Here is a 20,372-nt window from a genome sequence, read left to right as displayed (position 1 = left end):
CTACCAGCTCAGTCGCAGACCGAGATTGCCAGCCACGCTCTGCCGATCGGCAGAACTGAGGTTGGTGGTGTAGCTCGCAGCACCGTAGACGCTGACCATCCGCGTCACCTGCGCCGCAAGTCCGCCGCCGATCTCGAAGGCGGTCGCGCCCCGCTGCAACGCGATCGGCGTCGTGGCAAACGTCACGGTGTCTGTGCCTGCGAACGTGTGCCACACATTGGCCTTCAGATAAGGCTTCAGCAGTGCCGCATTGGCCTGAACGCTGGCCTGCAACCGGACACCCAGACGGCCGACAAACGCATCCGTGTCGTCGTAGCCGATCGGCGAAAAGACGTCGGCGGCATCGCGTAGCGATGTCCGCTGCCAGATGATCTGCCCCTGAGGCTCGATGCTCCACGTTCGGTCCAGCACGATGGGATAACCTCCTTCCAGCGACGCCGTGGTCACGCCTCCCCGTGCGCCGGTATCAACATTGCGAAGGGAGTGGGTGTTGCCGTTCAGCCAGGTGTGCATCACCACGCCATCGAGATACCAGCCGGGCGGGCCGATATGGGTCCAGTAGCCGCCGAAGGTATTGCCTTCGAGGCTGGTACTGCCCGCATCGCGATCCCGCTCGCCGACGACAGTTCCGCGCAAGTCACCGCTCATACGGGCGAACCCATAGAACACGCCGGCACGGTCGCTGTGGCCGCTCGGCCGCTCGACACCGATCAGGTCAAGGCCAACCTGGATGCCCCAGATATCGCCGTCGAAGCTCGGCGCGACGTCGCCGCGCCACGATTGATTGTGCGGACCGCCAAACGCGCGCGCCCATCCGGCTGATGCGAAACCATTGCCGCGAAGCAGTCCCTGATCGCCCTGTCGCTCGTGGAACGTCCCGAGGGTGGACAGAGCGATCTGACGCGCGACCGGCGGCAGGGTCGAATGCTGCGGCACCTCGGTGCGAAGCAGCGGTACCGGCGGGGTCACCGCAGCCAGAACCGGATCGGACGGAGTTGCGCTCGAACGCAGATAAAAGTTCTGCTCCGTGCCCGGTGTCAGTCCGCCGCGGAACAGCAGGTATTCAAACGGTCCGGCGGCGACCGCCGACGCCAGGGCGAAAGTCCCGTTCGCCGTAGTGCCGCCGTTGATCCCCTCGACGACCAGGATGCCGTTGCCGGTCGTCAACGCGCCGGGGCCGCCAAGATTTGAAATCAGAAGCCCGGTGGAGCCTGACGCAGCACCGTTGGAGATCACGAGTCGATCCGACGCCGAACCGTCGCTGCCGAGGACCGTGTTCAGGGCGAGCCGGCCGCCCTGGCCGACGTAATTGCCGAAGATCGTGAGGCTATCGGCGGCCGAAGGCGGCCCGTTGGTCAGATCGATCAGACCGGCGTTGGTGACGGTGACGAGTTGTCCCGCCGTGAACGGAGCGACGGCGTGCGCGCCCTGCCCGGCGAAAACCGTGCTGGTCGGATCGACCGAAAGCGCGCCGGTGCCTGTTCCGGCGTCACCCAGGGTGAGCGTACCGGAAAACGTCAGTTGCGATCCAGCGGTGAGATCGATCGTCTCCCAGTTCAGAAATCGCGCGACATCGCCCGCACGCGTATTGTTGAAGGTCAGGCTGTCGACGCCGGCCCCGCCATCGAGCGGCAGTCCGGCGACCAGGTTGGCGGCGGTCAAATTCTGCAGCGTCGCCCTGTCATTGCCCGCACCGAGATTGACGCCGCCACCGATCGTTCCGCCGCCGTTCCAGACAAAGGTATCGACGCCGGTCCCCGAAAGCGCCGTGCCGACAATCTGTCCGCCCGTGACCGTGAAGCTGTTGACGCCGTTGCCGAGATTGACGTTACCGCCAATGAAGCCGCCGGAAAGATTGAACGTGTCGTCGTTGCCAAAGCCGATGACATCGCCGACCACCGTTCCACCCGACATCGTGTAGACATTGTTGCCGACATTCATGTTGACCGAACCAATCGAGCCACCTGTCACGGTGATGATGTCGCCCTCGATGAAGGCGCCGGCGATGGTGCCGGCGGACATGAAGAATATGTCCCGGCCACCGCTCTGCTCGAGATTGCCGGTGATCAGCCCGCCGGTCATCGTGAATGAATCGTCGCCGCTGCCTTGATCGACGTTGCCGTTGATGGTGCCCGTGTTGCTGAAGATGTCGACTGACGTCCCGGAGCTGACGACGTTGCCGTTCACTGTTCCGTCGTTGGTGAGACCGATGACGCCCACGCTGGTCGCGAAGGTGATGGCATTGCCGTTCGGAGCGATCTGAACGGTCGCACCTGACTGCACATCTAGCGTGAGCGCCGTATTCACGGGCGCAATGAACCCGTTCGGATCGACCCCGCTGCAAATCACCGCGGCCCCGGCTCCCGGAGGATCCGGCACACACTGCGCATGCGCCTGGGTTGGTGCAACAAGATAAGCCGGCGCCAGCATCAGCGCGCCGACAAGAGCACGCGGGAAGGCAACCGATCGCGGCGCTATCGTCCGAGCAACCCCCATTGGCGTCCCCCACAGGTCACGCAAGTCCCGCCGACTCACAGGTTACCCAAGGTAGCGACAGTCGTCCATTGCGGCCAACGTTTTGCCAACCGAAGCTCAGAATAACGTGACCAAGCCACATAAGAAGCTTGCGCCAGCCTGCTGAGCGCAAACGAGAAAGAAGGATCGGCAAAAGATTGCCGGCGGCTCGATGAACATCGTCTGCCGCCATCTGCTCAAGCTTGCAGAAACCAAGGCGCCACTTGGCGTCCGCGAGCGTCCTATTCGGCGGCGGCCACGCGATCCTTGTCGTCGTTGCGAGCGAGCACGCCTGAAGCAACGAGGCCATCAAGCTCGCTTGAGGACAGTCCGAGTTCGGCAAGAACTGCGAACGTATCGCCGTTGAGCGCGGGCGCCGACTTGATGTCCGTCGTCTCGTCGGGAAAGCGGAACGAACGGCCAGGGATCGTGACCGGCTTCGGATTGTTCGGCAGCTTGACTTTCGTCAGCACACGCGAGTTGGGCTTGCTGCCCTCTTCCTCGAAGATGCGCTCGATGGTCCGCACCACCCCGCTCGGAATACCAAGCTTCTGGAAGATCTCCACCGCCTCCTCCGCCGTCCGCTGCGCCGCCCACGCATCGACAGTCTGGTCGATCTGCTTGCGGAGTTCGGGATCGGTAACATAGCCGGGCCTGCGGCCGACACTCGGGTCGGCCCATTCGGGATGACCCATCAACTTACACAGATCCTTCCACATCTTCGGTGTCGCCGGCGCGACGGTGAAATAGGCATCCTTTGCCTTGAACGAACCGCCGAACCGATCGAACGGGCGCTGGCCGTAGCGGCGCGCGATCTCGCCATTCACCTCGTAGTCCGGCACCAGCGTGTTCAGCATCGAGGACAGGACTTCCAGCATGCCGACTTCGATGAACTGCCCCTTCCCGGTGCGCGTCCGTTCGAAGAGTGCGCAAAGCGCGGCGTTCGCCGCATGCGCTGCCGTCCCGTGGTCGCCAACAAGGACCTGGCAATTCAGCGGTGGTCCATCGGGATGACCGTTGAGATTCCAGACGCCGCTCATGGCCTGGATGATGCCGTCGAAGGCAACGTACTTCTTCTTGTCGCTCCAGCTTCCGAAGCCGGTGATGTGCACAAGGATCGCGCGCGGATTGACCTGTTGCAGCCGCTCGAAGCCGAAGCCCAGCCGGTCCGGCACACCTGCAGCATAGTTGGTAATGATCACGTCCGCCCACTTGAGCAGCGGGTCCAGTACCTTTTTCGCGTCGGCGTGGCCGAGGTCGAGCGCCACAGCTCGCTTGCCGCGGTTGTGGCATGCGAAGAAAAGGCTGTTGCCGTGGGCGTCGACGGCAACAGCGTTGCGCGCATGCTCGCCCGCTGGTGGCTCGATCTTGATGACGTCGGCGCCATGGTCGCAAAGGATCATCGCCGCGTGCGGGCCGGCGATGAAGTGCGCAATTTCGAGCACATGGACGCCGTCGAGCGGGCCTTTTGTCTTGGGTACGTTTGTCATTCGGGGCCCCTCTTGCGTTTCCGTTTTGCCTGGCGCCGGATCAGCCCGGCACTTCTTGATCCTCATCTTTAAGGGAGGCCGCCGCGCCGTCGCAAGCCTTGCAAGGTTCCAGCAGCCGTGCAGTCGCGGCACGCCGGAACGCCCGATGCGGCGCGGCAGAAGGTCCGTGCCGGAAGCATGGGGCTCGCGCGCCGATAAAGGTCTCGGCCCGGTGGACAATCCGGTTCAGCAACGGCAATCTGACGGTACAACCAACAGCGCGCAATGTGCGTCAGTAAATCCTGGAAACGGCAGGGGAATACGAATGTTAAGAACACGTTTCACCGATCTCGTCGGCATCGAGCACCCGATCGTGCAAGGCGGGATGCAATGGGTCGGCCGCGCCGAGCTGGCTGCTGCCGTTTCCGAGGCCGGCGGCCTCGGTATCATCACGGCGCTGACGCAGCCGACGCCCGACGATCTGCGCAAGGAGATCGCCCGCGCGCGAACGATGACCAAGAAGCCAATTGCGGTGAACCTGACGATTCTGCCGACCATCACACCGCCGCCGTATGCGGAATACCGCCAGGCGATCATCGACAGCGGCATCAGGATCGTCGAAACGGCTGGCAACAAGCCGCAGGAACATGTCGACGAATTCAAGAAGCACGGGATCAAGGTGATCCACAAATGCACCAGCGTACGGCACGCGCTGTCGGCCGAGCGCATGGGCGTGGATGCCATCTCGATCGATGGCTTTGAATGTGCCGGCCATCCGGGCGAGGACGACACGCCGGGCCTGATCCTGATTCCGACGGCAGCCGACAAGGTGAAGATCCCGATGATCGCCTCGGGCGGCTTCGGCGACGGTCGCGGGCTTGCCGCAGCTCTGAGCCTCGGAGCCGAGGGCATCAACATGGGCACCCGCTTCATGGCGACCAAGGAGAGCCCCATCCATCAGCTGGTGAAGGAACAGATCGTCGCCAACGACGAGCGCTCGACCGAGTTGATCTTCCGCACCATGCGCAACACCTCGCGGGTCGCCAAAAACCCGATCAGCACCAAGGTCGTGCAGATGGAAAAGGAAGGCGCCAAGTTCGAGGACGTGCGTGAGCTCGTCGCCGGCGCGCGTGGAAAGCAGGTCTACGCCACTGGAGATTGGGAGGACGGCATCTGGTCCGCCGGACAGGTGCAGGGCCTGATCAACGATATCCCAACCTGCGCGGAACTGATCACTCGCATCGTGCGTGACGCGGAACAGATTATCCGCGGACGCCTCGAAGGGATGATCGCCGGCGGCGCCAAGCGCGGCGCAGCCGCCTGACGCTGTTTCGGCGGCGACAGTAACTTAAGGAAGCGCAGGTCATCGATCTGCGCTTTCTGGTTTTGGACAGATGGGCATTTTTCAGGGAGGCCGTCATGGATCTTCACCTTCGCGGCAAGCGGGTCCTCATTACCGGCGCCTCGAAGGGCATTGGCGCCGCGGGCGCCGAAGTCTTTGCCGAGGAAGGCTGTGACGTGGTGATCGCCGCGCGCGACGGCGCTCTGCTCGAGCAAGTGTCGCAGCGCCTCCGTTCAGCCTATCAGGTCAATGTCACCCCTCACGTCGTCGATCTGCGCGACGGTGCGGCTCTGGCGCGGCTGGCGGAGGCCGCCTGGCCTTTCGACATTCTCGTCAACAACGCCGGCGATATTCCGCAGGGAACGATCGAAACCCTCGATGAGGCCAGATGGCGTCATGCGTGGGAATTGAAGGTCTTCGGCTATATCAATCTCACCCGCCTCGTCTATTCGCGAATGAAGGCGCAAGGTCACGGTGTCATCGTCAACATTCTCGGCGCGGCCGGTGAGCGGCTGAATGCCGGTTACATCGCCGGCTCCACAGGCAACGCCGGCCTGATGGCATTCACACGCACGCTCGGCAGCCGCAGCCTCTCCGACAACATAAGGGTGGTCGGCATCAACCCCGGCCCCGTCGAGACGGATCGGATGACCACTCGTCTCAAGCACACTGCGAAAGAACGCTTCGGCGACGAGGCGCGCTGGCGCGAGCTGATCAAGGGCTATCCCCTTGGACGCGCAGCGAACCCGCGTGAGATCGCCGACATGATGGCATTTCTCGCATCCGATCGCTCGGCCTACACGACCGGGGTGGTCATGACGATCGACGGCGGCCTGACGGCCGGCGGCGGTGCGATGTAGTGGATGAGGTGACGCCATGAAAGCCTACGTTCTCGGTGACAACGGCCCGTCGATTGTCGACATCCCGCAGCCTCAAGCGACCGGCGAAGAGGTGCTGGTGCGCGTGCGGGCCGCCTGCTTGAACAGAGCCGATCTCGGTATGGCGAAAGGCCGCGCGCATGGCAGCCGCGGCGGCGCCGGCACGACGCTTGGCGGCGAAGGTGCTGGCGAGGTCGTCGCGGTCGGGCCGCAGGCGAAGGGAATGAAGGTCGGCGATCGCGTGATGGGCTCGATCTCGGGCGCGTTCGCCGAATTCGGTTTGATGGATGCCGGCCGCGCCTTCGTCATTCCGGCAAACAACATGAACTACGAACAGGCAGCGACGCTGCCGGTTGCGCTCAACACAATGCACAACGCGGTCGTCACCGCCGGCGCATTGAAGCCTGGACAAACCGTGCTGATCCAGGGCGCGAGTTCCGGCGTCGGGTTGATGGCAACGCAGATCGCGAAGCTGAAGGGCGCGAGCCTTGTGATCGGCACCTCAACCGATGCCAGCCGCAGGGCGCGGCTTGCCGAGTACGGCGCGGACCTCGCCCTGGATACGCGCGAAAAGTCCTGGGTCGATCGGGTGCTGGAGGCGACGGACGGCCGCGGCGTCGATCTGATCGTCGATCAGGTCTCGGGCCATCTCGCCAACGACAACCTGCGGGCGACGAAATACGAAGGCCGGATCGTCAATGTCGGCCGGCTCGGTGGCATGAGGGGTGAATTCGATTTCGACCTGCACGCGCTGCGGCGGATCAACTACATCGGCGTGACGTTCCGCACGCGCACAATCGAAGAGATTCGTGCGATCACGACGGCGGTAAAGAACGACATCTGGGACGCGGTCGTCTCCGGAAAACTGAACCTGCCGATCGATAAGGTCTTCCCGTTCGAGCAGGCCGACGACGCCTACGCACACATGACGGCCAACAAGCATTTCGGCAAGATCGTGCTGCGCATGTGACCGTGCCAAGTCCGGCGCGCGGCCCCGCGGCTCATTCGGGTTCGATGCCGGCCTCGCTGATCATGCTGTTCCAGCGCGCGATGTCCTGAGGCAGCTTTGCCTTGAAGTCCTCTGGACCGATCCATGAGATCTGGGAGCCGATGCGTTTCGCATGATCCCGGACCTCGTCCTGATCGAGCGCATTGTTGAGCGCCTTGGCGACGTGATTGACGATATCGCCCGACGTGCCAGCGGGAGCGAACACCCCTGTCCAGAACGAAAGGTCCAGCCCCGGAGCAATCGTCTCGTGATAGGTCGCCACCTGCGGATAAACCGGATTCCGCTGCAGTGAAAAGAACGCAAGGGGCTTGAGCTTGTTGGCTTCGATCAGTTGCCCCGCGGTCGCCACGTCCGCGACCATCAGTTGCAGGCTTCCGCCCAGCAAGTCGGCCATCGCCTGAGGGGTGCCACGATATGGCACCGCAACGACGTCGATGGCCGCACGGCGCTTCAACACCTCGACGGCGATCTGGCCGGTGGCGTTGGCGAATCCGATGTTGAGCTTTCCGGGGTTGGCCTTCGCATAGGCGATCAATTGAGGAATGGATTCGACGCCGAGATCCGAACGAACGACGAGCAACGTCGAACCGCTGTAGACGATCCCGATCGGCGTGAAATCCTTCACCGGATCGTAGGGTACGCTCCTGTAGAGGCCGAGTATGGAAGTGTGCGTCGAGCTGGTGGTGAAAAGCAGCGTGTGGCCATCCGGCTTCGCACGCACGAATGTCCCACTGCCGTTCATGCCGTTGGCGCCCGGGCGGTTTTCAACAATGACCTTTTGACCGAACTCGCTCTCCAGTTTCCTGGCGAAGATGCGCCCGAACGTATCGGTCGCCGTGCCGGCCGGATAAGGAATAACCAGCGTGACGACGCCTGTCGGATACCCTTGGGCGGCGACCTCGTACGTAAGGCAAAAGAGCACGATCACGACGAATGCACTTGCACGGCTCAGATACCGTCGGCCGAACATCGAAGTCCTCCCCTTTTTGTTTTTGGTCGCATCCGCAAGTTTAACTCAAAACGCGAGTTGCGAACCGTATTCATTTGCATAAGCACAAGATCCGGCTCCATTGACCGCGCGCCCTCGCCTGCTAAACGGGCGCCGGACAGGACCGGACATGGCAGGCAGCAAACCAGGAGGCAAACAACGCGTCGCGGCGATTTCGATCGCGGCGAGCGCCGGTATGGCGGCGCTCAAGTTCGCTGTCGGTATCGCCATCGGCAGCCTTGCGCTGATCACCGACGCGCTGCACAGCCTGACCGATTTTCTCGCCACCGTCGTGACCTGGGTCGTCGTTCGCATCTCGGACAGACCGGCCGACAGCGAGCACCATTACGGTCACGGCAAGATCGAAAGCCTGTCAGCGCTGGGCGTCATCGCCCTGCTCTATGTGCTCGCGGGCGGAGTGGTGGTCGAAGCAATCGACCGGCTCCGTGCCGGCACGGCACCCTCCTCGATCTCCGCCATCCCGTTCGTGGTGCTTCTGCTCGACATGGCGGTCAACCTCTGGCGCTCGCGCGCGCTGCAGAAGACTGCGCGCGAAACCGGCAGCCAGGCGCTCGCGGCCGACGCCCTGCACTTCGCTTCCGATGTCTACGGCTCGATCGCAGCCATTGCCGGACTCGCTCTCAGCGCCTGGGGTTACGTCTGGGGCGACGCCGTAGCTGCGATCGGCATCGCGTTGCTGATTTCCTGGCTCGGCTTGCGGCTTGGACGGTCGACGATCGAAACGCTGATGGATCGCGCACCGGAAGGCGCCGCCGAGAAAGCCGAGGCGGCGATCCGGGCCATTCCAGGCATTCTCGACATCGAACGGCTTCGCGTCCGCATGGTCGGACCGACCCATTTCGTCGATGCCAGCGTGAAGGTGCCGCGTACGCTGCCGATCGACCGGCTCGACGCCATCAAGCAGCATGCTCAGCTGGCGGTCGACAGTGCCCTGCACGATGCCGACCTGACGTTCACTGCAATTCCGGTTGCGCGTGATAACGAAAGCGTCCGAGACCGCATCATGGTCATTGCGCGCAACTCCGGCCTGGCGATCCATCATGTGACGGTGCACGACCTCGGCGACAGGCTGACGGTCGGAATCGACCTTGAGGTCGACGGAGGAATGCCGCTCGGCGAGGCGCACGAGATCACCCATGCGCTCGAGCTGGCGATCCGGTCCGATTTCGGGTCGGATGTCGAGGTCGACACCCACATCGAACCGCTCGCACCGGAACTCCCGCTCGGCATCGATACCGGACCCGCGCGGGCCGACATCATTCAAAGGGAATTGGCGCGGCTTGCAACAGCAGACGGCGCGCTGCACGACATTCACAATGTTCGTGTCCGTGACAGCGACGCCGGCGAGTTTGTGAACTTTCACTGTCGCGCCGATCCGACCATGACGGTGACCGAGGTGCATGAACGCATCGACGAGATCGAGCGCGGACTGCGCCGGGCGTTCCCTACAGTGAAACGTGTGATCAGTCACGCCGAGCCTGCGCGCTGACGTCTCGATTAAGAAAAAGAGTCATCGTTCAAAAAAGAGTCTTGAAGACGGTCGAGCCGAGAGATTCGTGCAGAAAGATGAATCGCAATCGTGCCGCGGTTCACGTTTCGGACTCATCATCGGCATCCGAAAACTTCTTGGGACAGATTTATTTCGCATTAACGATTCGTTGACTCTCGACAAACCGCCGCTCGTGGATTCAAAATCAAAAATGATTCGGGAAGATGTTCACATCCTTCCGAAACTTGGATGATGGGGCTTCAGTCCGAGGGGGTAATGCATGGCGCCTGTGCGTGCCGCCGACGCGTGCGTTCAATCCGATTCGATCAAAGGATTAGCGCAATCGATTGCCAAGCCGGCGTACAACCGGCTTGTGCTCGCCGAGCCGATGCTGCGCCGCGCCGTTCCGACTCTGATCATTGCGTTTCTGTTGACCATCTGTATTGGCGCGTTTGTTCAGGTGGTCGACCAGAGCCGGTTGCAGTTCGCGTCGGCGCGAAAGGAAGTGACCGCGTTGGCCGATCTCGTCGCAGACCGGCTCGATCGGCCACAAATGACTCGTCAGGACCGTGCGGCCGCCGCCGAACGTCTGCAGGCCTTGTTGCCGGGCCTGATTCCCTCCTGGGGTATAGCGGCTGGCCGGCACGTGTTCATTGTCGATGATGTCGGCCGCGTGCTCGCACGCACGCCCGAAACCGGCGGCAGCGGAGTGGCCAATCAGGCGGCCGATATTCTCAACGGCGCCGAGGCCTCGCTGACACCGGCTTCAAGGACAGGTGCAACGGAGGTCCAGTTGCCGGGCGGCGCGGGAGCCCTCGCCGCACTGCGGACGCTCAGCTCGAGCCCGCTGCAGCTCATCGTCGTCCACGAATTACCGCAAAGCATCCTGCCGCCGCAGGCTGCCTTGTCGATCACCCTGTCGGCGACCACCGGCTTCGTCGTGCTGATCCTCGGCTTCGCCTTCCACTGGCAGTCGACGCGCGCGCGCGAGGGCGACCTGATCAATGACGCGGTGCGCGGCCGGATCGACACCGCACTCAATCGCGGCCGCTGCGGACTGTGGGACTGGGACCTGTCGCGCGGCCGGATCTTCTGGTCGCAATCGATGTTCACGATGCTCGGCCTTGAAAGCCGCAGCGACCTGTTGACGTTCGGCGAAGTCAACGCGCTGGTCCACTCCGACGACATCGATCTGTTCCATTTTGCCGACAAGCTGATCTCCGGGTCCGCCGACCAGTTCGACGAGACATTCCGCATGCGCCACATCCAGGGTCACTGGATCTGGCTCCGTGTCCGTTGCGAACTGGTCCGCTCGACCAATGACGGCGGCCCGCATCTGATCGGCATCGCCCTCGACATTACCGAGCAGAAGAGCCTTGCGGCAAAGACCGTCGAAGCCGACCTGCGCCTGCGCGATGCGATCGAGACCATCCCCGAGGCCTTCGTGCTGTGGGACGCCGAGAACAAGCTGGTGCTCTGCAACTCCTACTTCCAGCGGCTGCATAAGCTTCCCGACTCGGCCATCGCCCCCGGCACCTCGTACGAAACGGTCGTCGAAGTCGGTCGCATGCCCCACGTTCGCGAGCGCGTCGCCGACGGCAGCTCCCAGGAGCATGGTGCGCAGACCTTCGAGGCACAGCTCGACGACGGTCGCTGGTTGCATATCAGCGAACGCCGCACCAAGGACGGCGGCTATGTTTCGGTCGGTACAGACATCACGAAGATCAAGGCGCACGAGCAGAAGCTGCTTGATAACGACACTCAGCTTCGCGCCAACCTGAAAGACCTTCAGAAATCGCAGGCCGCACTGGAACGGCAGGCGACCGAACTTGCCGATCTTGCACAGAAATACGCGCTCGAGAAAACCCGCGCCGAGGAAGCCAACGCCACAAAGTCCAGGTTTCTCGCCAACATGAGCCATGAGTTGCGGACACCGCTGAACGCGATCATCGGCTTTTCCGAGATCATGGGCAGCGGAATGTTCGGCCAGCTGGGCTCGGAAAGATACCAGGAGTACTGCCGCGATATTCTGACCAGCGGGCAATATCTGCTCGATGTCATCAACGACATCCTGGACATGTCGAAGATCGAGGCCGGCCGCGTCAAGCTCGATCTCGAGCCACTCGATCTCGCTCGCACGGTTGGCGAATCCCTTCGCGTGGTATCCGGCCGCGCCGAGAACAAGCGCCTGTCGCTGCTTGCGCAGACAGAACAGGACATGCACATCGTCGCCGATCGCCGGGCGATGCAGCAGATCGCACTCAATCTTCTGTCCAACGCCGTAAAGTTCACGCCCGACGGCGGCACCGTCACGGTGCGGACACGTCGGCTGGAACATTCGGTGATGCTGATGATCGCCGACACCGGTATCGGCATCGCGCCGCAGTCGCTGGTACGGCTCGGCCGCCCCTTCGAGCAGGTCGAAAGCCAGCTTTCAAAGACCTATCACGGCTCCGGCCTTGGCCTTGCCATCGCAAAGTCGCTGACCAAGCTGCATGGCGGGTCGATGCGGCTCAGATCCAAGCTCGGCACCGGCACCGTCGTGATGGTGACGCTTCCCCGCGAAGCCAACATGCTGAAAGCGGCCGCCTAAATCACCCGATCACAAATCAGGACCAGGCGGCACATGCGCTTCCTAAGCGCGACCGGCCGCAGCCATAAACTTGAGATCCCGTCGGTGAGCAGAGGTTGTACCAGCAACGAGGGCCTTCTGCATCAGGTGAAGATCGTGTGGCGCGTCCGGGTGCCAGCCGCACGGGCAGTCGCCGCGATGGTGCGCCGCAGATACCTCGCGATAGACGCCGCCCAGCGACCTCGCCATCATCTCCAGCACCTGCATCGGCGGCAGCCTCGACGACTCCAGCGCACGGCAGAAGCTCGCCATCAGCGAGTCCGCAATCCCGAGCTCGAGTTCGAAGTCGTCGCAGGTGCTTGTGTCATCGTTGGCCTTCGTCATGTCGCCGGCCTCCGCTTGTCGTGCGAACGATGTCTCTTTTGACGCACCCGATGCGCAACCGCAACGCAAGAGATGCGCTCACGCTTAGAATGTCTCGATGTCTGTCGGCGGCCGGCATCATCGCGCGAAGCTGACGCTGCCGCTTTTAGATCGATTCCAGCTACGCGCCCTCAAGGATCTTCAGGAACACGCGCCGGACTTCGGCCTCAGTCTCCTTCAGCCGCGCCTCGAGCGCCGAAAAATCCGGCACGTCGGCCGCGCGCGCCAGCAGTCGGAGGAGATCGGCACCGGCACTGTCGGGCTTGAAGCGCTCGTTCAGGCACAGCCGCAAAATCTGGCTGAGATCCTGATAGAGTCGCATCGCCGGCCGCAGCACATCGGCGTCTTCCTGTTGCAACACGCCAAGTCGCGCCGCGGCGTCCAGAACGTTCATCGTCGAGGTGTCCAGGATCGACGGCTGCTCGGAAGCATGTACGAGTTGCAGGTACTGAGCGGCGAATTCAATATCGATCAAGCCACCCGCCGCGTGCTTGATGTCCCATATGTCGGCGTCGCCCTTCTCCTGCGCGATTGCCTGCCTCATCTCGAGGACGTCATTGGCAATGATGCGCTTCTCACGCGGACGCGTCAGCACGCCCCGGATTACCGTCTCGATCTTCTCGCGGAATGCAGGCGAAGCGGAAACGACACGGGCGCGGGTCAGCGCCATGTGCTCCCACGTCCAGGCCTCGAAATCCTGGTACTGCGCGAACGCGTCGATCCGCGTCGCGACCGGACCTGATCTGCCCGAAGGCCTCAGCCGCATATCGACGTCGTAGAGCACTCCATGATTGGTGCGGGTGGTGAACGCACTGATCAGGCGCTGGGTGAGGCGCGCGAAGTATTGTCCGCCCTGCAACGGCCGCGCGCCGTCGGAGTCCGGGTTGTCGTGGTCGAAGTCGTAGATGAAAATCAGGTCGAGATCGGACGAGGCCGTCATCTCGCGGCTGCCGAGTCGCCCCATGCCGATAACAGCGGTCTCCTGGTCCTTGATCTTGCCGTGCTGCTGGGCGAACTGGTCGGTCACCAGCGCATGGATTGTGCTGACGATACCTTCGGCCACGTCGGCGAAGGCGATGCCAGCGAGTTGCGCCGACACGGTTCCGGAAAGAATGCGTGAGCCGATCAGAAACAGGCTTTCCTGTCCGAACAGCCGCAGCCGGTCCAGAAACTCCTCGTAGGAATCGGCGTCTGCGAGCGCCACCTTGAGTCGCTGTGAGATTTCCTCGCGGCGAGGCATTGCGCCAAAAAAACGCGGATCGACCAGGCCGTCCATCAGCCGCGGCTGCTGCGCCAGCATGTCGCCGAGGCGCGGCGCCGCGCCCATGATCGAGGCGATGAGCGAGACGAGGTCCGGATTCTGATGCAGCAGCGTGAGTAGCGTCGCCCCTCGCTGCACGTCTTGCAGGAAATCGTCGAACTGCACCAGGGCCCCGTCCGGATTCTCGGCGCGAGCAAGATTGCCAAGCAACAGCGGCAGCAAGCTTTGCAGCGCCTCGCGGGTCGGCTCGCTTCGCAGACCGCGATAGTCGCCCTCAAGCCAGCGCTTGAGCGTCTCTGCGACCGCAGCAGGCTGTTTGAAGCCGAGCGACGCAATGTGCTCGAGCACCCGCGGATCGTCGGCGCCGCGGCGGAAGTCCAGCGTGGACGCGGCAGACGCTGCTCGCTCGTCCTCAAACAGCTTGCTGTAGTGCGCCTGCACGCAGCGCAGGTGTGCGAGCAGCACTTCGGCGAATGCGTCGCGGTCGGCAAATCCCAAAAAGCGCGCAAATCGCTCGACGGCTTCCTTCTCTTCAGGAAGCGTATGCGTTTGTTCATCGGCCACCATTTGCAGCCGATGCTCGACCGTGCGAAGGAATTCGTAGGCCTGCGTGAGCTCGTCCCGCGCGTCCGCGGTGATCCAGTTGCCCTCTGCCAGCCGGTCAAGTGCTTCGAGCGTGCGGCGGGTCCGCAGTTCGGGATGCCGTCCACCGGCAATCAACTGCTGGGTCTGCGCGAAGAATTCGATCTCGCGGATGCCACCGCGGCCTTGCTTGAGATTATGGCCCTCGACTGCGATTTCGGCATGGCCCTTATAAGCATGCATCTGCCGCTTCATGTCGTGCACATCGGCCAGTGCCGCGAAATCGAGATATCTTCGCCAGACGAAGGGCGCGATCTCGCCGAGCAGTAGCTCACCTGCCTTCTGGTCGCCGGCGCAAGGATACGCCTTGATCATGGCCGCGCGCTCCCACGTCCGCCCCTCGCGCTCGTAATAGCCGAGCGCCGACGCGGTCGAGACAGCGGCCGGCGTCGACGCCGGATCGGGCCGCAAGCGCAAATCGACACGGAAAACATAACCGTCGGCGGTGCGCTGCTGCATCAACCGACTCATCCCTTGCGCGATGCGCACAAAGAACGGCTGTGGCTCGATGTCAGCTTTGAGCGAATTAGCCTCGATGTCGTAGAAGACGATCAGATCGATATCGCTCGAGTAGTTCAGCTCGCCCGCGCCCATCTTGCCCATCGCAAGCACGATAAGGCCGCTTCCGACCTCCGGCGCTTTCCGGTCGGTCGGCACGATGCGGCTCCTCGCCGCCTCCTGCGCGAGCAGATAGCGCACCGAGCACTGCGTTGCCGTGACGGCTACGTCGGTGAGTGCAGCGGTGACGCGCATGACCGGCCAAACGCCGCCGATATCGCAGAGCGCGATCAGAAGTGCCGCTTCCGCCTTCATCCTGCGCAGAAGCTGCATCGCCGCCGCATCGTCTGCGGCTTTCGCCATGTCGGCGCGGATGCCTTCGATCAACTCGGCAATCCGCCGATCAGGATCGGAGCCCAGCACACGCAGCGTGCGTTCCGCATCGTTGCGGATCAGGTCGAACAGGTACGGAGAGGCCTCGGCGATGCTCTGAAGGATCACCAGCGCTCGCGGCGATTTCCCGCAAGCGTCCTCGATCGCCGCCCGCTGCACGGCCGGCAGGTCCTCCAACCATCCGGCGAACCGCTGCCTTGCCTCCTCAGGTGCAAAGAGCCGCGGGCCGGTAACGAAACGGGCCGCCAACGATTGATCATCCGCGCGGCCGACCGCGGAAAGAGTCATGCGATCTTTTGTTCCGCACCCCGTCGAGGAAGAACAAGTGTTGCGCGCAGCCCGGGGTGATTGTCGCTGAGTCGCAGGCCGCCACCATGCAACGTGGCGACAGCCGACGCCAGACTCAAGCCCAGCCCTGAACCGGGCAGCGTCCGGCTGGCCTCGAGCCGCACGAAACGCTCTACGGCGCGGGCGCGGTCCTCCGCGGGAATCCCGGGTCCGTGGTCGGCCACGCCCAGCAGGACCGTGTCGCCCTCGAGCTCGGACCGGATGACGATGTCCGTCCCCTGCGCCTCACTGGCAGCCCGGTCGGCCGGCGGCTTGCCGTACTTGATGGCATTCTCCACGAGATTGGCGAGCGCCTGGCTGATGAGCTCACGGTTGCCATGCAGCGGCGCCGATATGGCCTCCACCGACAGCGTCAGGCCGTCATCTTCAGCCAGGGGCTCATAGAGCTCGTGGATCCCGTGCGCCACGTCGGCGGCGTCGAAGTCGCTCATATCACCCCGCGCCTGGCCCGATTCGGCCCGCGCGATCATCAGCAGCGCATTGAACGTCCGTATCAGCGCGTCGGACTCGTCTATGGTCCGCTCGAGCGCCGCGCGGTAGTCCGCCTCGTTGCCGGACTTGGCCAGTGCCTCCTCTGCACGATTGCGCATGCGCGTCAGCGGCGTCTTCAGGTCGTGGGCGATGTTGTCGGACACCTCCTGCAATCCGCGCATGAGCGCTTCGATACGCTCCAGCATGGCATTCAGATTTCCCGCAAGCCGATCGAGTTCGTCGCCGCTGCGCCCGATCGGAAGCCGTTCGCTCAAATCACCGGCCATGATGCGCTGGGTGGTGCCGGTCATTGCGTCGATACGCGTCAGCACGCGCCGCGCGACCAGCACGCCGCCGCCAAGTCCCAGCACGATCACAACCAGGAAAGACCATTGCGCCGCAGCGGCGACCACGCCGAACACGCGTCGGCGCTCCTCAAGATCGCGGCCGACAAGCAGGCGAAAGCCGCCGGACAACTGCGTCACCCGCACCAGGGCGCGATGCTCGGCAACGTCCGTCTCTTCGAGTCGACGGTAGCTCGTCTCCGCCCAGCCGGACCGGTCGAGCACGCCGGGTTCGAGCGAGCCGACATTGCCGGCGACGCCCTGGCCGGCCGGGGTCGCGACCAGATAGAGGTTTGAGCCGGGACGCAGCGCGCGGTTCTCCACCGCCGTCACCAGGCCGCGCAGACCGTTGCTTTCAAAGCGCTCGATCAGCTCGTTGGTCTCGGACACCACCGTCTCGCTGATCTGCTCGGTGACGAGACGGCGCGTATTCCAGGCGAAATAGCCGACCAGCGTGAGCGCAAACAGAACGAAAAGCAGCAGATAAACCAGCGTCAGACGAAACGCTGTTGTCCGTATCAGTTTACCGAAGGCCGTCACGGATCATATAACCGGCGCCGCGAATGGTGTGCAGCAAGGGCTTGTCGTGGCCTTTGTCGATCTTCGAGCGCAGGCGCGAGATGTGCACGTCGATGACGTTGGTCTGGGGATCGAAATGATAATCCCAGACGTTCTCGAGCAACATGGTTCGGGTCACGACCTGGCCCGCGTGCTTCATGAGATATTCGAGCAGTCGGAATTCGCGCGGTTGCAGGTCGATCTTTTCTGCACCACGCACGACGCGGCGCGACAGGCGATCCAGTTCGAGATCGCCGACGCGATAGCTGGATTCTTCAGCCGGCCCCGAACCGCGGCGTGACAACACCTCGACGCGAGCGAGCAGTTCGGTGAACGAATACGGCTTCGGCAGATAGTCGTCGCCGCCGGCCCGCAATCCCTTGACACGGTCGTCGACCTGACCGAGCGCGGAGAGGATCAGCGCCGGCGTCCGATTGCCTTTCTCGCGCAACGTGCCGATCACCGACAGGCCGTCGCGCTTCGGCAGCATCCGGTCGACGATCATCACGTCGTAGTCACCGGTTTCGGCAAGCGCCAACCCGATCTCTCCGTCGGCAGCATGATCGGCAACATGGCCTGCCTCGCGAAATGCTTTCACGAGATAGTCCGCCGACTCGCGATCGTCTTCGATGATCAAAAGGCGCATATCGGACGCAGCTTGAATCGATGTTGATTTCATTTTTCGACAACATGGCGGAGGGCGCGGATATGATCAAGCCGCCGATTGGTAGCAGCCTCCGCGCAGGTTGGAACAGATTGGAAAAGGAAAAGGAAACGGGCGGCGAATTGGGGGCTTCGCCGCCCGTCACGCAACTTCCGACAGAGGGGGGCTCTATTCCGCCGGAAGCACAGCGTGGGGACGAGCGATGAGCCCGCCCCCGAGAATGAACCGTCAGCGGGGGGCGACTTATGCCGACGATCCATTCCCAAACTCATATAGGTAGGCCTCAGCCCCGGCCCAATGGGACTGCGACAAACCGCGACTGCTCGCCGGACCGGATCCGGATGAGGACCGTGTTTTTCTTGTCGCCGCGCGCCGCCACAATCGCCTCGCGCACGTCACCGGCGCTGCTTACGGACTTGCCGCCGACCTCAAGGATGACATCGCCTTCCTTGAAACCGCGCTCGGCCGCGGGGCTGCCGCGTTCGACCTCGGTCACGACGACGCCTTCCTTGCCGGCGCCCGCAACGCTGTTCGCAGGCGCAACAGTCATGCCAAGCCGTCCGAGCTCGGCACCGCGCTGCGGGCGGCCGCGGTCGCTTTCAACCGCCGCGCGCGCTTCGCGCTGGTTCGGCAACTCGCCGAGCGTAAGCTCCACCGTCTTCTTCTCCTGCCCCTTCTGCAGGAGGTCGAGCTTGACGTTGGTGCCGGGCGCCATACCGCCGATCGTGCGGGAGAGCTCCCGCGCATCATGAACCGGCTGGCCGTTCACCCCGGTGATGATGTCACCCGAGACGATACCCGCCTTGGTGGCCGGGCTGTTCGCCTGAGGCTCGGCGACCAGAGCGCCTTCGGCCTTCTTCAAGCCAAGGCTGTCGGCGATGTCGGCCGTCACCGGCTGAATCTGAATGCCGATCCAGCCACGGCTGACCGTGCCCTTGTCCTTGAGCTGGGCCACCACCGACTTCACAGTGGACGACGGGATCGAGAACGCAATGCCGACGCTGCCGCCGGACGGCGAGAAGATCGCCGTGTTGACGCCAACGACCTCGCCCTGCGTGTCGAATGCCGGACCGCCGGAGTTACCCTTGTTCACCGGCGCATCGATCTGGATGAAGTCGTCATACGGGCCGTTGCCGATGTCGCGGCCACGCGCCGAGACGATGCCGGCCGTCACCGTTCCGCCAAGGCCGAACGGATTGCCGACCGCCAGCACCCAGTCGCCGATCCGCGGCTGCGTCTCGGACAACTTGGCAAACGGAAAGTCCGTGCGGCCTTCCACCTTGATCAGCGCCAGGTCGGTGCGCGGATCGGTGCCGATCACCTTGGCCGGATAAGTCTTGCCGTCGTCGGTCGCGACTTCGACGCTCTCGGCGCCGTCGACCACGTGATTGTTGGTCACCGCATATCCGTCAGCGGAAATGAAAAAGCCGGACCCCTGCCCGCTGATCGGCCCACGGCCGCGCGGACCGCGCGATCCGGGGAACCCGTCAGGCCCGCCAAAGCGGCGGAAGAAGCGCTCCATCGGCGAGTTCGGCGGGAACGGCGAGTCGTCGCTGTTTTCCGCCACCGGCTTTTCGGCTGCCTTGACTCGCACCGAGATCACCGACGGCTTCACGCGCTCGACGATGTCAGCAAAGCCGACCGGCTGCTGAACATGACGAACGGCTTGATCCACCTGCGCCTGCGCAGGTGTCGAGAAAAGGTCACCGGGCTGGAATGCCGGCATAAGGCCATACGTGGCGGCGCCAAGGCCGCCGACGACGGATGCCATCAGCGCGAATTTGCGCAGGGCAAGCAGCGGGCGGGTCTTGTGTGCCTGGGGGGAAGAGCGGTCAACTTCACCAGTCATCGCAAGCGTCTCCAATTCGAATCTCGTCGGCGCCATTCGCCGTGGCGCTCAACATGGGGGCTTGCGGCTTACCGTGCAGTTTCGGGCAGATTAAACTTTTGTAATGGCGCCGCTCTCGGCGCGCCCGTCTGGTGCGGCACCGGACGATGCCGAAAGGTCCTTGTTCCCGAGGAGTTCCTCGAGCTGTTTCTGCTCTTCGGAACTGAGCGGCGCGGCCTCACCGGTCCGATCGCCTTTCGCGTGCCGGCGGCGGGCCCCAACCAGCAGCAGGATCGCGCCGATACCGAGGACCAGTGGCGGCAGCAGCCACAACACGAGGGTCTGCGCTTCAAACCGAGGTTTCAGCAGAACGAACGCGCCATAACGTGCGACCAGAAAATCGATCACCTGCGCGTCGGTGTCGCCCGCACCGATCCGTTCGCGCACCAACAGACGCAGATCGCGGGCAAGCGGCGCATCGGAGTCGTCGATCGACTGGTTCTGGCAAACCATGCAGCGCAGTTCGCGCGACAGGGCGCGCGCCCTCGCCTCCTGCGCCGGATCGCGCATGACCTCGTCCGGCTGGACCGCAAGCGCATGCGAGCCGCAGACAACGAGCGCAGCGACGAGCAGATGCTGAACAGCGCGTCGAAAGCTCAT

General features: G+C 63.4%; 14 protein-coding genes. 5 read left to right on the top strand and 9 right to left on the bottom strand.

Translation table 11 applies throughout. The features are described 5' to 3' along the window. Window positions 1-2,496: an autotransporter outer membrane beta-barrel domain-containing protein gene (locus tag RCO31_RS12790; RefSeq protein ID WP_308968765.1), complete on the bottom strand. Its 2,496-nt coding sequence runs from the start codon at window positions 2,494-2,496 to the stop codon at window positions 1-3. Window positions 2,497-2,756: 260 nt separating this feature from the next. Further along, entirely contained in the window at window positions 2,757-4,004 is a 1,248-nt protein-coding gene (locus RCO31_RS12785; RefSeq protein ID WP_308968764.1) for a CoA transferase, read from the bottom strand. A 304-nt stretch (window positions 4,005-4,308) separates the two neighbouring features. Between RCO31_RS12785 and RCO31_RS12780 the strand changes: the two genes are divergently transcribed. The 3 genes from RCO31_RS12780 (at window position 4,309) to RCO31_RS12770 (ending at window position 7,173) form a co-directional block, all read left to right on the top strand. Further along, window positions 4,309-5,307 (top strand): nitronate monooxygenase family protein, encoded by a 999-nt coding sequence (locus RCO31_RS12780; RefSeq protein ID WP_308968763.1) that lies wholly within the window; start codon window positions 4,309-4,311, stop codon window positions 5,305-5,307. A gap of 95 nt (window positions 5,308-5,402) precedes the next feature. Next, window positions 5,403-6,185 carry an SDR family oxidoreductase gene (locus tag RCO31_RS12775; RefSeq protein ID WP_308968762.1) on the top strand — a complete coding sequence of 261 codons (783 nt, stop codon included), beginning with the start codon at window positions 5,403-5,405 and terminating at the stop codon, window positions 6,183-6,185. Window positions 6,186-6,201: 16 nt separating this feature from the next. Further along, on the top strand, window positions 6,202-7,173 hold the full coding sequence (locus tag RCO31_RS12770) for a zinc-binding dehydrogenase (RefSeq protein WP_308968760.1): 972 nt from the start codon (window positions 6,202-6,204) through the stop codon (window positions 7,171-7,173). Between the two features lie 31 nt (window positions 7,174-7,204). Here the strand turns inward: RCO31_RS12770 and RCO31_RS12765 are convergent, their stop codons facing one another. Beyond that, entirely contained in the window at window positions 7,205-8,182 is a 978-nt protein-coding gene (locus RCO31_RS12765; protein ID WP_308968759.1) for a tripartite tricarboxylate transporter substrate binding protein, read from the bottom strand. 148 nt (window positions 8,183-8,330) lie between these two features. Between RCO31_RS12765 and RCO31_RS12760 the strand changes: the two genes are divergently transcribed. After that, complete coding sequence (locus tag RCO31_RS12760; protein WP_308968758.1) at window positions 8,331-9,710, top strand: cation-efflux pump; 1,380 nt, start codon at window positions 8,331-8,333, stop codon at window positions 9,708-9,710. A 280-nt stretch (window positions 9,711-9,990) separates the two neighbouring features. Then, the gene (locus RCO31_RS12755) at window positions 9,991-12,303 is read left to right on the top strand and encodes an ATP-binding protein (RefSeq protein WP_308968757.1); all 2,313 of its coding nucleotides are present in this window, start codon (window positions 9,991-9,993) and stop codon (window positions 12,301-12,303) included. Between the two features lie 42 nt (window positions 12,304-12,345). Here RCO31_RS12755 and RCO31_RS12750 read toward each other — a convergent pair whose 3' ends face one another. The 6 genes from RCO31_RS12750 to RCO31_RS12725 form a co-directional block, all read right to left on the bottom strand. Further along, complete coding sequence (locus RCO31_RS12750; RefSeq protein ID WP_308968756.1) at window positions 12,346-12,666, bottom strand: hypothetical protein; 321 nt, start codon at window positions 12,664-12,666, stop codon at window positions 12,346-12,348. Window positions 12,667-12,826: 160 nt separating this feature from the next. Next, on the bottom strand, window positions 12,827-15,787 hold the full coding sequence (locus RCO31_RS12745; protein ID WP_308968755.1) for a bifunctional [glutamine synthetase] adenylyltransferase/[glutamine synthetase]-adenylyl-L-tyrosine phosphorylase: 2,961 nt from the start codon (window positions 15,785-15,787) through the stop codon (window positions 12,827-12,829). Then, a complete protein-coding gene (locus RCO31_RS12740) occupies window positions 15,784-17,202 on the bottom strand; it encodes an ATP-binding protein (RefSeq protein WP_308968754.1) in 1,419 nt (472 codons plus the stop codon). The genes RCO31_RS12745 and RCO31_RS12740 overlap by 4 nt, the downstream gene beginning before the upstream one ends. Continuing rightward, on the bottom strand, window positions 17,186-17,866 hold the full coding sequence (locus RCO31_RS12735; protein ID WP_308968753.1) for a response regulator transcription factor: 681 nt from the start codon (window positions 17,864-17,866) through the stop codon (window positions 17,186-17,188). The genes RCO31_RS12740 and RCO31_RS12735 overlap by 17 nt, the downstream gene beginning before the upstream one ends. 301 nt (window positions 17,867-18,167) lie before the next feature. After that, window positions 18,168-19,733: a Do family serine endopeptidase gene (locus RCO31_RS12730; protein WP_308968752.1), complete on the bottom strand. Its 1,566-nt coding sequence runs from the start codon at window positions 19,731-19,733 to the stop codon at window positions 18,168-18,170. A gap of 90 nt (window positions 19,734-19,823) precedes the next feature. Continuing rightward, the gene (locus tag RCO31_RS12725; RefSeq protein WP_308968751.1) at window positions 19,824-20,372 is read right to left on the bottom strand and encodes a cytochrome c-type biogenesis protein CcmH; all 549 of its coding nucleotides are present in this window, start codon (window positions 20,370-20,372) and stop codon (window positions 19,824-19,826) included.

This window comes from Bradyrhizobium sp. LHD-71 (genome assembly GCF_031157255.1).
In the GTDB taxonomy this organism is placed as follows: Bacteria; Pseudomonadota; Alphaproteobacteria; order Rhizobiales; family Xanthobacteraceae; genus P52-10.
Note: the sequence above shows the minus strand (reverse complement) of the source record. Positions and strands in the feature narration are given on the sequence as shown.

Coding starts and splice junctions, on each gene's coding strand:
- RCO31_RS12760 (WP_308968758.1), top strand. CDS start 8,331: ATGGCAGGCAGCAAACCAGGAGGCAAACAACGCGTCGCGGCGATTTCG.
- RCO31_RS12765 (WP_308968759.1), bottom strand. CDS start 8,182: ATGTTCGGCCGACGGTATCTGAGCCGTGCAAGTGCATTCGTCGTGATC.
- RCO31_RS12755 (WP_308968757.1), top strand. CDS start 9,991: ATGGCGCCTGTGCGTGCCGCCGACGCGTGCGTTCAATCCGATTCGATC.
- RCO31_RS12750 (WP_308968756.1), bottom strand. CDS start 12,666: ATGACGAAGGCCAACGATGACACAAGCACCTGCGACGACTTCGAACTC.
- RCO31_RS12725 (WP_308968751.1), bottom strand. CDS start 20,372: ATGAGCTTTCGACGCGCTGTTCAGCATCTGCTCGTCGCTGCGCTCGTT.
- RCO31_RS12745 (WP_308968755.1), bottom strand. CDS start 15,787: ATGACTCTTTCCGCGGTCGGCCGCGCGGATGATCAATCGTTGGCGGCC.
- RCO31_RS12780 (WP_308968763.1), top strand. CDS start 4,309: ATGTTAAGAACACGTTTCACCGATCTCGTCGGCATCGAGCACCCGATC.
- RCO31_RS12790 (WP_308968765.1), bottom strand. CDS start 2,496: ATGGGGGTTGCTCGGACGATAGCGCCGCGATCGGTTGCCTTCCCGCGT.
- RCO31_RS12730 (WP_308968752.1), bottom strand. CDS start 19,733: ATGACTGGTGAAGTTGACCGCTCTTCCCCCCAGGCACACAAGACCCGC.
- RCO31_RS12770 (WP_308968760.1), top strand. CDS start 6,202: ATGAAAGCCTACGTTCTCGGTGACAACGGCCCGTCGATTGTCGACATC.
- RCO31_RS12735 (WP_308968753.1), bottom strand. CDS start 17,866: ATGCGCCTTTTGATCATCGAAGACGATCGCGAGTCGGCGGACTATCTC.
- RCO31_RS12785 (WP_308968764.1), bottom strand. CDS start 4,004: ATGACAAACGTACCCAAGACAAAAGGCCCGCTCGACGGCGTCCATGTG.
- RCO31_RS12775 (WP_308968762.1), top strand. CDS start 5,403: ATGGATCTTCACCTTCGCGGCAAGCGGGTCCTCATTACCGGCGCCTCG.